Annotated in this window: 14 protein-coding genes; 5 read left to right on the forward strand and 9 right to left on the reverse strand. The window is 63.9% G+C overall.

From position 1 onward, the window contains the following. Window positions 1–185: 185 nt before the first annotated feature. The 3 genes from OKW26_RS38480 to OKW26_RS38490 all read right to left on the reverse strand — a co-directional run bounded on the left by OKW26_RS38480 (window position 186) and on the right by OKW26_RS38490 (window position 3514). Window positions 186–1406: a benzoate/H(+) symporter BenE family transporter gene (locus OKW26_RS38480; RefSeq protein WP_429356828.1), complete on the reverse strand. Its 1221-nt coding sequence runs from the start codon at window positions 1404–1406 to the stop codon at window positions 186–188. A 61-nt stretch (window positions 1407–1467) separates the two neighbouring features. After that, the gene (locus tag OKW26_RS38485; protein WP_429356829.1) at window positions 1468–2643 is read right to left on the reverse strand and encodes a vWA domain-containing protein; all 1176 of its coding nucleotides are present in this window, start codon (window positions 2641–2643) and stop codon (window positions 1468–1470) included. 28 nt (window positions 2644–2671) lie between these two features. Further along, the gene (locus tag OKW26_RS38490) at window positions 2672–3514 is read right to left on the reverse strand and encodes an AAA family ATPase (protein ID WP_090803635.1); all 843 of its coding nucleotides are present in this window, start codon (window positions 3512–3514) and stop codon (window positions 2672–2674) included. 316 nt (window positions 3515–3830) lie between these two features. On the opposite strand from OKW26_RS38490, the gene OKW26_RS38495 reads away from it, so the two are divergent. Then, entirely contained in the window at window positions 3831–4199 is a 369-nt protein-coding gene (locus tag OKW26_RS38495; RefSeq protein WP_429357169.1) for a c-type cytochrome, read from the forward strand. Between the two features lie 46 nt (window positions 4200–4245). Beyond that, window positions 4246–4626 (forward strand): c-type cytochrome, encoded by a 381-nt coding sequence (locus OKW26_RS38500; RefSeq protein WP_429356830.1) that lies wholly within the window; start codon window positions 4246–4248, stop codon window positions 4624–4626. 126 nt (window positions 4627–4752) lie between these two features. On the opposite strand, the gene OKW26_RS38505 is transcribed toward OKW26_RS38500, so the two are convergent. The 3 genes from OKW26_RS38505 to rsxB all read right to left on the reverse strand — a co-directional run bounded on the left by OKW26_RS38505 (window position 4753) and on the right by rsxB (window position 6925). Beyond that, the gene (locus tag OKW26_RS38505) at window positions 4753–5187 is read right to left on the reverse strand and encodes a DUF1841 family protein (protein WP_429356831.1); all 435 of its coding nucleotides are present in this window, start codon (window positions 5185–5187) and stop codon (window positions 4753–4755) included. 144 nt (window positions 5188–5331) lie between these two features. Further along, a complete protein-coding gene (gene nth, locus OKW26_RS38510) occupies window positions 5332–5976 on the reverse strand; it encodes an endonuclease III (RefSeq protein ID WP_429356832.1) in 645 nt (214 codons plus the stop codon). 43 nt (window positions 5977–6019) lie between these two features. Further along, on the reverse strand, window positions 6020–6925 hold the full coding sequence (gene rsxB / locus OKW26_RS38515; protein ID WP_429356833.1) for an electron transport complex subunit RsxB: 906 nt from the start codon (window positions 6923–6925) through the stop codon (window positions 6020–6022). Window positions 6926–7165: 240 nt separating this feature from the next. On the opposite strand from rsxB, the gene OKW26_RS38520 reads away from it, so the two are divergent. Then, complete coding sequence (locus OKW26_RS38520; protein ID WP_013088849.1) at window positions 7166–7798, forward strand: TetR family transcriptional regulator; 633 nt, start codon at window positions 7166–7168, stop codon at window positions 7796–7798. A gap of 123 nt (window positions 7799–7921) precedes the next feature. Here the strand turns inward: OKW26_RS38520 and OKW26_RS38525 are convergent, their stop codons facing one another. Further along, on the reverse strand, window positions 7922–9199 hold the full coding sequence (locus OKW26_RS38525) for a polyhydroxyalkanoate depolymerase (protein ID WP_429356834.1): 1278 nt from the start codon (window positions 9197–9199) through the stop codon (window positions 7922–7924). A gap of 179 nt (window positions 9200–9378) precedes the next feature. Then, entirely contained in the window at window positions 9379–11256 is a 1878-nt protein-coding gene (locus tag OKW26_RS38530) for a glycoside hydrolase family 15 protein (protein ID WP_429356835.1), read from the reverse strand. 244 nt (window positions 11257–11500) lie between these two features. Between OKW26_RS38530 and OKW26_RS38535 the strand changes: the two genes are divergently transcribed. Next, window positions 11501–11746 carry a hypothetical protein gene (locus OKW26_RS38535; protein WP_429356836.1) on the forward strand — a complete coding sequence of 82 codons (246 nt, stop codon included), beginning with the start codon at window positions 11501–11503 and terminating at the stop codon, window positions 11744–11746. Window positions 11747–12064: 318 nt separating this feature from the next. Here OKW26_RS38535 and OKW26_RS38540 read toward each other — a convergent pair whose 3' ends face one another. Beyond that, window positions 12065–12217, reverse strand: a complete 153-nt coding sequence (locus OKW26_RS38540; RefSeq protein ID WP_013088853.1) for a DUF3096 domain-containing protein — start codon at window positions 12215–12217, stop codon at window positions 12065–12067. Window positions 12218–12484: 267 nt separating this feature from the next. Here OKW26_RS38540 and OKW26_RS38545 point away from each other — a divergent pair, with 267 nt between their 5' ends. Continuing rightward, a complete protein-coding gene (locus tag OKW26_RS38545) occupies window positions 12485–13876 on the forward strand; it encodes a lactonase family protein (protein ID WP_429356837.1) in 1392 nt (463 codons plus the stop codon). Window positions 13877–13952: the final 76 nt, after the last annotated feature.

A 13952-nucleotide genomic window follows, 5' to 3' on the forward strand; every position in this document is an offset into this window, starting at 1 on the left:
TGGTTCAGGAGAAGTGAGGACGCCGCCGCGCCGGCAGGAGGAATCAGCCGGCGCCGGCGGCCGCGGGTCAAGCCGCAGCGCGTCCCACGATGGCTTGGGAAACGCTGCCGGATACGTCTATTCTATGGCGGATCGCCGAGGACGGTATGAACACCGCGTATGGACAGCCGGGCGTGGCGATCCGTTCACACGCGGCGCGCGTTCAGCACGACTTGCGTCACCACGCCCGCGACGAGCCCCCAGAACGCCGAGCCGATCGACAGCAGCGTGAGTCCCGAGGCGGTCACCATGAACGTGACGAGCGCCGCCTCGCGCTGCCTCGTATCCTGCATCGCGTTGGCGAGCCCGCTCATGATCGAGCCGAACAGCGCGAGCGCCGCGACCGAGACGACCAACTCCTTCGGGAACGCCGCGAACAGCGCGGCGATCGTCGCGCCGAACACGCCCGCGAGCAGATAGAAAATGCCGCCCCATACGGCCGCTGTGTAGCGCCTGGCGGAGTTTTCGTGCGCTTCAGGGCCGGTGCAGATCGCCGCCGTGATCGCGGCAAGATTGATGCCGTGAGAACCGAACGGCGCGAGTAGCAGCGACGCGACGCCGGTCGTCGCGATCAGCGGCGCGGACGGGGTCGTATAGCCGTCGGCGCGCAGCACCGCGATGCCCGGCACGTTCTGCGAGGCCATCGCGACCACGAACAGCGGAATGCCGATGCTCACGCAAGCCGCCACCGAAAACGACGGCATCGTCAGCACCGGGTGCGCGAGCGCGACGTGAAAGTGGCTGAAGTCGAGCAGCCCGAGGGCGCCGGCGGCTGCGGTGCCTGCCACGAGCGTGGTCGGAATCGCATAACGCGGCACGAACCGTTTGACGATCAGGTAGGTAAAGAACATCGTCAGCACGAGCGCGGTCTGGTACTGCGCGGCACGGAAAATCTCGATGCCGATCTCGAACAGGATGCCCGCGAGCAGCGCTGCCGCAAGGCCGGACGGAATCCGCTTCATCAGCGCGTCGAACCAGCCGGTGACGCCGACCAGCGTCAGCAGCGCCGCGCAGAAGATGAATGCGCCGATCGCCTGCGCATACTCGACATGCGGCAGCGACGACACGAGCAGCGCCGCGCCCGGCGTCGACCACGCGATCACGATCGGCGCGCGAAAGCGCAGCGACAGGCCGATCGTGCACAGGCCCATGCCGATCGACAGCGCCCAGATCCACGACGAAATCTGCGCGTCGCTCAGATGCGCGGCCTGGCCCGCCTGAAACATCAGCACGAGCGAGCTCGTGTAGCCGGTCATCGCCGCGACGAAGCCCGCGACGATCGTCGACAGCGACGTATCGGCGAGCGGATTGAAGCGCCTCTGCGGTGTGGCGGCGGGGGACAGCAGGGGCGACGGGGACGAACTCATGCGAAGGCTTTCTTGTTGTGGAAGTTGAAGCGTCGGGACGTGGATTCTGGAACGGCGGGCGTTACTTGCTCAGCACCCGCATGGCCGTCTCGAGGCCCGCGAGCGTCAGCGGATACATGCGGTGGCCCAGCACTTCGCGGATCGCGCTGACCGACTGCCGGTACGGCCACAGCGCTTCCGGCTCCGGGTTCAGCCACGCGAAGTGCGGGAAGTGATCGGCGAGCCGGCGCAACCACACCGCGCCGGCCTCGGCGTTGTTGTACTCGACCGAGCCGCCGGGCTGCAACACTTCGTACGGGCTCATCGTCGCGTCGCCGACGAAGATCAGCTTGTAGTCGGGCGTGAACTTGTGCAGCACGTCCCACGTCGGTGTGCGCTCGGCGTGGCGGCGGCGGTTGTGCTTCCACAGGAAGTCGTACACGCAGTTGTGGAAGTAGTAGAACTCGAGGTGCTTGAACTCGGCCTTCGCGGCAGAGAACAGCTCCTCGGTGCGCTTCACGTGATCGTCCATCGAGCCGCCGACATCGAGCAGCATCAGCACCTTCACGTTGTTGTGCCGCTCGGGCACCATCTTCAGATCGAGCCAGCCGGCGTTCGCGGCGGTGCTGCGGATCGTGTCGGGCAGGTCGAGTTCTTCCGCCGCGCCTTCGCGGGCGAAACGGCGCAACCGTCGCAGCGCGACCTTGATGTTGCGCGTGCCGATTTCGACCTGGTCGTCGTAGTCGCGATACGCGCGCGCTTCCCATACCTTGACGGCCGTGCGATTGCCGGGCGCGTCGTCGCCGATGCGCACGCCTTCGGGGTTATAGCCGCCGTGACCGAACGGCGACGTGCCGCCCGTCCCGATCCACTTGTTGCCGCCCTCGTGGCGCTCTTTCTGCTCGTCGAACAGTTCCTTCAGGCGCTCCATCAGCTTGTCGATGCCGCCCATCGCCTCGATCTGCGCCTTTTCCTCGGGCGACAGATCGCGTTGCAGCTTCTTCTTCAGCCAGTCGGGCGGAATCTCGAACGCGAGCTCCGAGGTCGCCGCGACACCGTTGAAAAAGGCGCCGAACGCCTGGTCGAACTTGTCGAAGTACTGCTCGTCCTTCACGAGTGTGATGCGCGAGAGGTAGTAGAACTCGTCGAGCGACGGCGCGATCACGTTGGCCTTCAGCGCTTCGAGCAGCGTCAGGTATTCCTTCACCGAGACCGGCAAGCGGGCGGCGCGCAGCGAGTAGAAAAAGTCGATCAGCATGCTGGATGTCCTGCGGCGCGGCGCCCGCTCAACGGTTGTTGCGGTTCATGAACAGCAGCCGCTCGAACAGGCTCACGTCCTGTTCGTTCTTCAGCAGCGCGCCGTGCAGGGGCGGCACGATCTGCTTCTGATCGGCCGAGCGCAGTGCTTCGGGCGGAATGTCTTCGGCGAGCAGCAACTTGAGCCAGTCGAGCAGTTCGGAGGTGGACGGCTTCTTCTTCAGCCCCGCGACGTTGCGCAGCTCGAAGAAGCTCTGCAGCGCCGCGGCGAGCAGATCCTTCTTGATGCCGGGGTAATGCACGTCGACGATCTGCTGCATCGTCGTCGCATCCGGAAACCTGATGTAGTGGAAGAAGCAGCGGCGCAGGAACGCGTCGGGCAATTCCTTCTCGTTGTTCGACGTGATGATCACGAGCGGGCGATGTCTGGCGCGCACCAGCTCGCGCGTCTCGTACACGTAGAACTCCATGCGGTCGAGTTCGCGCAGCAGGTCGTTCGGGAATTCGATGTCGGCCTTGTCGATCTCGTCGATCAGCAGCACGCTCTGCTCGTCCGATTCGAACGCCTGCCACAGCACGCCCTTGACGATGTAGTTGCGGATGTCCTTCACGCGCTCGTCGCCGAGCTGCGAATCGCGCAGACGCGACACCGCGTCGTATTCGTACAACCCCTGCTGTGCCTTGGTGGTCGACTTGATGTGCCATTGCAAGAGCGGCATGCCGAGCGCGGCGGCGACTTCCTCGGCGAGCATGGTCTTGCCGGTGCCGGGTTCGCCCTTGATCAGCAGCGGACGCTTGAGCGTCATCGCGGCGTTGACCGCGAGCTTGAGGTCGTCGGTGGCGACGTACTGCGATGAGCCTTCGAAACGCATGACGAGATGCTCTTGTGCGGGAAAAAACCCAGTATAAGTCAGAAGGCCTGTTGGCCTGAAACCGGCTCACGTATGGTGTCAGCCGCGCAGTGACGCGGCGGCGGTGCCGCTGTGGCGTCGTTGCGAAGCCGCCGCGGTCATGGCGTGGCGCCCGTCCCAGCGGGCGTTGCGCGGCCCCCTTGTCTGGTGGACGTTCGGCGCGGCGGCGCGGTACAATGAGCCCGATTTTTTTGGCCTGCGCGGCTACCCTACAAGAAGAACGGCGCGGACCGCTGCCTTTGTGGGCACCCGTTTCCCCTCAAGCCAGGTTACATCTATGAATAAATTCGTCGGCAAACACGTCGTGATCGTAGCGCTGTCGGTGCTCTCGGGGTATGCGGCCAATGCGCAGGCAGCGGATGTCGTAGGCAATGCCAAGGCGGGCCAGGACAAGGTCGCGATGTGTATCGGCTGCCACGGCATCCCCGAATACCGCACGGCTTATCCAGAGGTTTTCCGCGTGCCGAAGCTTGGTGGCCAGAATCAGGCGTACCTCGAAAACGCGCTGCGCGCCTACAAGAAGGGCGACCGCCATTTCGCCACGATGCATGCGATCGCGGTGACGCTGTCGGATCAGGACATTGCCGATGTCGCCGCGTACTACGCAGCGCAAACTGCCGCTTCGAAAAACAATCCCGACAAGTGATCGGCGTCGGTCACCAGCACATCCAATTCGCGGGATAGGAGATTTCATGATCAAGCCCCAACAGGCACTCCACACGGTATTCAAGGCGGTCGGCGCGGCGGCGGTCATTGGTCTGGCCGCAGCGAACGCAGCACACGCGGCCGACGCCGGCAACGGTAAGGTGCTCGCCGACAGCCACAACTGCGCGGCCTGCCACGGTCCCAACCTGAACAAGCCGGTGAGCCCGGAGTATCCGAAGCTGGCCGGTCAGTACGCCGACTATGTCTTCTGGGCGCTGCGTCAGTACCAGATGGGTACTGCCAATCCACACCTCGGCCGCAACAACGCGATCATGCAGGCACAGGTGCAGAGCCTGTCGCTAAGTGACATGAAGGACATCGCCGCTTACATCGAATCGCTAAAAGGCGACCTCGTGCAGAAAAAGTAAGCGTCGGGCGCCGGTTTCGCGCCGAAGCTTCAAAAGCAAAACACCCCGCCTTGGCGGGGTGTTTTGCTTTGAGGGCGTCGTACCTCGGCGTGCTGGCGTCGTGCCGCGCCGGCGTTTCCAGTCGCCTCAGTCGCGCGTCGCGCGCCGTTCGATGCGCTGCAGATACGCGTCCGTGTCCGGCGGCGTGCCGGTGCGCTGCGCTTCCCAGATGGTTTCGCCGAGGCAGTCCATGATCGCGTGCTGGGCCTCGTGCGTCGAGCCGAGGCGCGCGGCGAGCCGCTCATGCGCGGCTCGAATGCCGGGCGGCTGATCGATCGACAACTGCTCGGAGATCGCCAGGTGCATCGACAGGTGCAGGAACGGATTGGTCTGGCCGCGCTCCGGCGAATAGTCCTGCGCCTGGGCGGCGGGACCATCGGCGAGATCGGCGTGATATTCGGGATGCTCGACGATCCAGTCGGCGGCGATCGCCTCGAGCGGCGTCAAAATCTCGCCCCGGCGCTGTTTGCGCCAGGTGTCGGTGAAAAAGAGGCGAACTTCGTCGCGGCTGGGATTGAACATCGTGGAACCGGTGCGTGGGAGTGGAGGCGCGGAGCGCGACGGTGCGGGTCCGCAGTGCGCGCTGCGCGTAAGGCACTATTTTACGCGGCGGCCGCGTGGGCCGCAGGCGCGCTGCACTGCCTCGGGTCTCGAACTGGGCCGGCCTTATAGATCGGGTGGCGGGGTCTTCGGCCGGAACTCGCACAGCGGCTCGATCGCGCAATGCCAGCATTCGGGGCGGCGCGCCTTGCACACGTAGCGTCCATGCAGGATCAGCCAGTGGTGCGCATCCTGCCTGAATTCGGCGGGCGTGAATTTTTCGAGTGCCGCTTCGACCGCGCGCACGTCCTTGCCGGGCGCGAGGCCGGTGCGGTTGGCGACGCGGAAAATGTGCGTGTCGACCGCGATGGTTGGATGGCCGAATGCGGTGTTCAGGATCACGTTGGCCGTTTTGCGGCCGACACCGGGCAGCCCTTCGAGTGCCTCGCGATCCTCCGGCACCTCGCCGCCATACTGGTCGAGCAGAATGCGGCAGGTCGCGATCACGTTCTTCGCCTTCGTGCGATACAGACCGATCGTCTTGATATAGCTCGCGACGCCTTCCTCGCCGAGGTCGAACACCTTCTGCGGCGTGTTCGCGAGCGGAAACATCCTGCGCATCGCCTTGTTGACCGACACGTCGGTCGCCTGCGCAGACAACAGCACCGCGATCAGCAGTTCGAACGGCGACGTGTACTCGAGTTCGGTGGTCGGATGCGGATTGAGGCTCTGAAGCGTTTCGTAGATCGCGCGGCGTTTGTTCGCGTTCATGCGGAGCGGGTCCGTGTGAGTGGGCCGGGTTGCGTCGGCGTGGTCAGCGCGCGGTTGGCGGCGAGTTGGACGGTGGATTGGACTCGTTTGACTCATTTGACTCGTCGGACTGCTGCTCCGAGCCGGGCGTGTCGCCACCGCTGGCAAGACCGAGACGGCGGCGGCGCGCTTCGGCGGCGTCGATCTGTGCCTGCACGTCGGCGCTGACGTTCTCGGTGTTCAGCGGTCCCTCGCCTTTCGCGGCCAAGTCTTCCTTCTTCTTGCGCGCGCGTTCGAGCGCGGCCTGGATGATCGCGCGTTTCTTCGCTTCCGCGTCGTCCGCAATCGGGGCGGCGGGAGCCTCGGACGGCACTGTCGCGGCGTTTGCCGCAACCGCGTCCGGCGCAGCCGGCAGCGCGCTTGCGGCTCGCCGCGCCGCAGCGCGCGCTTCGGCGGCGTCGCGCTCGCGCGCGAGACGGGTCTCGTGGCGGTTATGACGCGCCCGCGCCGCGTCCGCGTGGCTTTGGCTCCATGCATCCCAGCCGGTGGCCTCGCCGGTCACGGGGAGCATCGTGATGCAGTCGACCGGGCAGGGCGGCACGCACAGGTCGCAGCCGGTGCATAGCTCGGCGACCACGGTGTGCATCTGTTTCGGTGCGCCAACTATCGCGTCGACCGGACAGGCCTGCATGCACAGCGTGCAGCCGATGCACACCTGCTCGTCGATAACCGCCAACGGACGCGGACGTTCGACGCCATTGGCCGAATTGAGCGGAATCACCGGTTTGCCGAGCAGCGCGGCGAGGCGCGCGATGCCCTCGGCGCCGCCGGGCGGGCACTGGTTATAGTTCGCCTCGCCATTGGCGACGGCTTCGGCATACGGACGGCATGCGGGATAACCGCACTTCGTGCATTGCGTTTGGGGCAGCAGATCTTCGATGCGATCCGCGAGTGTTTTGACGTCTGTCACGGTTGCGGCGCGGGGGTTTGCCGTGCGATCGCACGACCTGAACTAAATAGCACATTATCGCCGATTTCCCGGATTGCCATTCGCAATCCATGTGCCATAATCGAAGCGCTTCATTCGAAAGACCGCAGAAAAGGGTGTGTTTCCCAACCATGACGCGCCCGCTAAACGCCGCCACAAAAAGGCTCGAGGAGAGGCCGGCGGCGCGATCCGGAGAACGCGGCTCACGAAGACGATGCCACCATGAATCAGCCGAAAATCAAAAGAGATCCTGAAGGCACGAGGCGCCGCATCTTGCTCGCGGCGGCGGAAGAGTTTGCAAATGGAGGGCTGTTCGGCGCGCGGGTCGATCAGATCGCTCGCCGCGCGGAAACCAATGAACGAATGCTCTATTACTACTTCGGTAGCAAGGAGCAGCTATTCACCGCGGTACTCGAGCACGCGTTCAGCGCGCTCAACGAAGCGGAACGCACGCTCGAACTCAACGGAATCGCGCCGGTCGAGGCGGTTACGCGTCTCGCGCATTTCGTGTGGGACTACTACCGCGATCATCCCGAGTTGTTGAGGCTCATCAACAACGAGAATCTGCATGAAGCACGCTATATGCAGAAGTCCACGCGCATACGCGAAATGATTTCGCCGATCGTCGCCACGCTCGGCGGCATTCTCGAACGTGGGCAGCGCGCGGGGCTGTTTCGCACGAACATCGACCCGCTGCGCTTTTACGTGACGCTCTCGGGCATGGGCTACTACATCGTGTCGAACCGTTTCACGCTCGAGGCGACGCTCGGCCGCGATTTCAGCAGCGCCGCCGAACGCAGCGAGGTGATTCAGATGAATACCGAACTGCTGCTCGCGTATTTGTTGAGAAAGTAACGGGCAGTGCCGCGGTGATCATGGCCGTGGCAAAAAATCAGTATCACGAACAAAGCGCGATAAAAAAGCCAACGGCCTCGAACGGGACCGTTGGCTTTTTATATGCTAGTGCAAGTTTGATGCTCAGGCTTCGACTTTTTCTTTCGCCGTTTTTGCTGCCTTGTTGTGCTCGAGAATGAAGTCGCGCAATTGCGGGTAAATGATCGTGCGCCAGCGGCGGCCCGAGAAAATGCCGTAGTGGCCGCATTTCTCCGCAGTGAAGTGACGCTTGTTCTTCGTCGGAATGCCGCTGCACAAGTCGTGCGCCGCGTAAGTCTGGCCGTCGCCGGAAATGTCGTCGAGTTCACCTTCGATCGTAAACAGCGCGGTCGTCGTGATGTCCTGCGGCCGCACCGGTTCGCCGTTGACGACCCACGTGCCCTCGGCAAGACGGAACTCCTGGAACACGACGCGGATCGTGTCGAGGTAATAATCGGCATCCATGTCGAGCACCGCGTTGTACTCGTCGTAGAAGCGGCGGTGCGCTTCGGCGTCGTCCTCGTCGCCGCGCAGCAGGCTCTGGTAGAAATCCCAGTGCGACGCCGCGTGACGCTCCGGATTCATCGCGACGAAACCGGTGTGCTGCAGGAAGCCGGGATAGACCTTGCGGCCCACACCGGGATAGTTCGGCGGCACCGTGAAGATCACGTTGTTCTCGAACCACTCGTACGAGTGCTGCGTGGCCAGCGAATTGACCGAGGTCGGGCTCTTTCGTGCGTCGATCGGGCCGCCCATCATCGTCATCGTGCGCGGCGTGTCCTCGCCGCGGCTCGCCATCAGCGAAATGGCGGCGAGCACCGGCACGGTCGGCTGGCACACCGAGATCACGTGCAGATTCTTCGCGCCGATATGGCGAATGAATTCCTGGATATACGCGATGTAGTCGTTCAGACCGAACCAGCCGGCTTCTAGCGGCACCATGCGCGCGTCGAGCCAGTCGGTGATGTAGACCTTGTGGTCTTGCAGCAACGTGCGCACGGTATCGCGTAGCAGTGTGGCGTGGTGTCCTGACAACGGTGCGCAGACGAGCACGACCGGTTCGTCTTTCAATTGGCTGACAGCTTCGCTATCGTCCGCGAAGCGCTTGAAGCGCATCAGACGGCAGAACGGCTTTTCGATGAACGTCTGCTCGACGATCGGAATGTTATGGCCGTCTTTGACAATCTGGTGAATATTGAACTCGGGCTTTTCGTAGTCCTTGCCGAGCCGGTAAAGCAGTTCGTAGCCGGCGGAAAGGCGCGTGGCGCCCGGAACATAGGCTAGCGGACTGGCCGGATTCGCAAATGATTTCGATGCGGCCTGAGCCCAGGCGGTGAGGGGGCTCAACATCGCCCGCTGGAATTCATGAAATTGATAGAGCATGTTTGCTCCGTTTTAAGCGGTTCGCATGGGGCTTCGCAAACACGCGTGAGGCGTTGCGGCGGGCCATTGTGGTTGTAGGCACATTATTGTCGGCCGACAGTCAGATCGATAATATCGAATAAGGCAAATTTGTGCAATGCAACAATATTCGCATTCAGTGTACGCAAATTGTCACTGCGTCATGCTAATGGCGATGCTGCTCCGCCGCTATCAGGGCTTGCCTGAACCTCAAGCTCGATCGCGCGCGCCGGATGGCCGGTCGCCTGCGCCATCTCCTGCTCGTGCTTCATCAGGTTCAGTCCGGTGTGCACGAGCGCCACGTGGGAGAACGCCTGCGGAAAATTGCCGACGAGACGTTTATCGACCGGGTCGTACTCCTCGGACAGCAGGCCGACGTCGTTGCACAGCGCGAGCAGCCGCTCGTACATCTCGATTGCTTCCTGCACGCGTCCCTGCAGCGCAAGGTTATCCACCATCCAGAACGAACACGCAAGAAAGGTGCCTTCCCCCGGTGGCAAGCCGTCGTCGTATTCCGTGGTGCGGTAGCGCAGCACGAAGCCGCCGTGCATCAGGTCCCGCTCGATCGCCTCGACCGTGCCCTTGATGCGCGGATCGTGCGGCGGCAGGAAGGCGACCAGCGGCATCAGCAGCACGCTCGCGTCGAGCTGATCGCTGCCGTAGTACTGCGAGAACGCGTTGAGCTGCGGATTCCACGCCTTCTCGCAGACCTCGGCGTGGATCGTGTCGCGCGTCGCGCGCCATTCGTCGAGGGGGCCGTCGAGCTTGAACATTTCGGCCGAGCGGATCGCGCGGTCGAACGCGACCCACGCCATCACCTTCGAGAACGTGAAATGCTCGGGGCCGCCGCGCGTCTCCCAGATGCCTTCGTCGGGTTCGCGCCAGATCTTGGTCAGGTGCTCTAGCATCGCGCGCTGCACGCTCCACGCGGTGACGTCCGCCTGCAGGCCGCCGACGCGCGCGAGATGCAGCGCGTTCATCACCTCGCCGTAGACGTCGAGCTGACGCTGCCCGACCGCGTTGTTGCCGATGCGCACCGGTTTCGCGCCCTCATAGCCGGGCAGCCAGTCGATTTCGGATTCGGGCAGGCGCCGCTCGCCGCCGATGCCGTACATGATCTGCAACTGGTCCGGCGCGCCCGCCATCACGCGGCCGAGCCAGCTGCGCCAGGCGCGCGCTTCGTCGTAGTAGCCGCCGCGCATCATCGCGAGCAGCGTGATGGTCGCGTCGCGCAGCCAGCAGTAGCGGTAGTCCCAGTTGCGCGTGCCGCCGAGCCGCTCGGGCAGCGACGTGGTGGGCGCCGCGACGATGCCGCCGGTCGGCTCGTAGGCGAGCGCGCGCAGCGTGATCAGCGAGCGGCGGATCGGCCCGGCCCAGCGTCCTTCGACGGTGCCGCGCGCCGCCCATTCGAGCCAGTGGTTCTCGGTGCGCGCGAGCGACGTGTGCGGATCGCGCGCGGGCGGAATGCGCAGATGCGACGCCGCGTACGCGAGCGAGAACGGCACGCGCTCGCCCTCGGTTACCGTGAATTCCGCGATGGTCTTCATGTCTTCGCCGTGCAGTTCGACCGGCGTGCGCAGCACCGCGTTGTCGGGGCCGACGATCGCCTTGATGCCGCTGTCGTGCTTGAGCTTGTCGACCCACGGAATCGAGAAGCCGTAGTCGAAGCGCAGCACGAGTTCCATCTTCATGCGCACGGTGCCGCGCTTGCCGACGACGATGCGGATCAGCTCCGACCAGCCGTTGCCGGGCGGCATGAAATCGATCAGCGTGACGGCGCCGTCGGGCGTTTCGAAGTCGGTTTCGAGGATCAGCGTTTCGCCGCGATAGCGCCGCGTGATGGTCGGCGCGCCGTGCTCGCCCTCGGTGGCGGGGGCGATTAGCCAACGGCCGTTGTCGGGCGAGCCGAGCAGCGCGGCGAAGCAGGCGCCCGAGTCGAAGCGCGGCCAGCAGAGCCAGTCGACGGAACCCTCGCGGGAGATGAGCGCGGCGGTATGGCCATCGCCGATGAGTGCGTAGTCTTCGATGTGTGCAGGCATGGAAAGCGTGTCGGAAAACGAGTCGTTATTACGGACGGCAACAGCAGCCGCGCTTCGAGTGGGCGTTATTACCGGACCACGATCGGCAGTGTTTGGTTCACCGCACAGTGCGGCAAAACGCGGATTGGAAAATTGTCAAATCCATGCATACAATCAAATTTCATGCCGATGTCCGGCGACCTGCCGGACTGCGAATCGGCCTTGCTCATGGCGGTTGCAGACGCCGTTTCCGAGGACGAAAGCCATGCTGAACCCTTCGAAATCCGATTGCATCACGATTCTCTCGGCCGCCAGCCAGCTTGCCGGCGACTCCATGCTGCCGCTCGATCATGGCCGGCTCGGCCTGAGCCGCAACGGCATGCTGGCTGCCGCCTCCTTCCTGGTCGAGCGGGCCTGCTTCCGGCGCTATCAGCAGGATGCCGATCATTATGCGGTCGGCGGGCTGTCGTTGCAGGGGCGCCTGCGGCTCGAACAGCTGGCGAACGGTTGAGCGGTAGGGCCGAGCGTTCGTAGCGCAGGTTCCTGGCGTATCCGCGCCGGCCATTCGCCGCATCCCTTCGTACCGCGCCTTCGCATTTCCTATCCGTATCTTCACGCCGCGTCGCGTCAGGTCGATCGTTCGCGTGGCGCGGGCGGTCGCGCGCGTCCATCTTGCGCGCGATGCCCGCTTCCCGCATATGTCATGGCGTGACATTTACCGCGCTCTCACACGGGCGAGTGGCGCTGGCACCCAGCGAACCTTCCCTTCGTGCAAAACCACCTCGATACCGGACGCAAATCTCGCGCCCGGCGTCGCGGCGCCTGTCGCTCACAGATGCGACGAGCCCACGCCGAAGATCCCGATGATGCCGATGATGATCAGGTAGAGCGCGACGATGTAGTTCAACAGGCGCGGCATGATCAGGATCAGGATGCCGGCGATCAGCGAAACGAGCGGGCCCAGGCTGAGAGTGACGTTCATGGAGACTCCGTGGTTGAGACGCGTGATGCGCGATTGAGAAAACGATTGAAAAACGTCCCGCCGCGCGGGACCCAAGCCGCTGGCGCAGACCGTGCCGCAGCGATGGATTCACTGCATGATCCGACCTGACGCTCTTATACTGACTTCGACAACAACAACGTGGAACGACGCTCGATTCGCGGCGCGGCAGACCAGACTCCGTTACAACCGCTCGTACCCCGGCTCATACGCGAGCCCGTACCAGACAACCGATGTCGAGGAGGTCTCATGCTTCACAGTCGCCGTGCCGTCGGGCGTATTGCCGTGTGCCCAGTTCCGACTTCCGTTTTTACTTCTGTTCTTGCCAGTGTTGCCTTTCAGGGTTCCCGTCCGCGTGGCGCTGACCGCGCCGCTCCATCCGCCGTGGATTGCACGGCGGAAAGCACCGCCCGGCGCGCAACGCGGCCAGCGCCGTTGCGGGCCGCCCGTTCGATAATAAGAGGTTTCGCGCTCATGGTTTCGATTGTTGCTTCGCACGCGTATGCGCAAGATTCTGGCCCGGTCCCCGCGGACGGCGTCTATACGATGCTGGTCGGTACTTACACCAGCGGCAAGAGCGAGGGCATCTACGTCTTTCGCTTCGATACGAAGACGGGCGCGGCGACCCAGGTGTCGGTCGCGCAGACGGTCAATCCGTCGTTTCTGGTCGTGAGCCGCGACCGCCGCTTCGTCTATTCGGTCAACGAACTGCCCGGTGACAACGGCCCGGCCACGCAGCGCGGCGGGATCAGCGCGTTCGGCTTCGATGCCGCGCGCGGGCAGCTGACGTTTCTGAACAAGGTGTCGTCGGACGGCAATGATCCGTGCTATCTGAGCATCTCGGCGGACGGCAAGTATCTGCTGGGCGCGAACTATTCGGTCGCGCCCGATCCGGGCGGCAGTTTCGCGGTGTTTCCGCTGCAGGCGAACGGCCAGGTCGGCACCTCGGTGCAGACCGTGCATCACGAGGGCGGCGGTCCGGTGAAAGGGCGGCAGGACAACTCGCACGTGCATTCGACCGTGTTCTCGCCTGACGGCCGCTATCTGTTCGCGCAGGACCTCGGCGCCGACAAGCTGTACTCGTACCGCTACGCGCCGCAGAGCAGCGCCGGCGCGGGCCCATTCATCGCGACGGACTGGGGCTACACGCAGCAGAAGGCCGGCACGGGTCCGCGCCATCTGATCTTTGGCGCGGACGGCAAGCACGCGTATCTGACGAGCGAACTCGCGGCGACCGTCAGCACGTTCGACTACCACGACGGCAGGCTGAAGCTCGTGCAGACGCTGCCATTGAGCGAGCCTGACTTCAAGGGGAAGGTGGGCGCGGCGGCGATCCATATGTCGCCGGACGGACGCTTCGTGTATGCGTCCAATCGCGGCGACGCGAACGAGATCGTGATCTTCTCGGTCGATCCCGCCACTGGACACCTGAAGCAGATCGGCCGGCAGTCGAGCCTCGGCAAATCACCGCGCGAGTTCACCATCGATCCGACCGGCAACTGGCTGATCGTCGGCAATCAGCTGAGCGACACGGTCTATGTGTTCAAGCGCGATCCGCAGACGGGGCTGCTCGATCCAAATGCGAAGCAGCATTTCGACCTCGGCTCGCCGGTCGACTTCAAGCTGGTATCACCGTCGTGATGCGCGGCACGCGCGGGTAAATGAAAAACGGACAGCTCACATCCTGAGGCTGTCCGTTTTTTCTTCCGGATCATCG

This window comes from Paraburkholderia sp. 32 (genome assembly GCF_050435345.1).
GTDB lineage: Bacteria > Pseudomonadota > Gammaproteobacteria > Burkholderiales > Burkholderiaceae > Paraburkholderia > Paraburkholderia tuberum.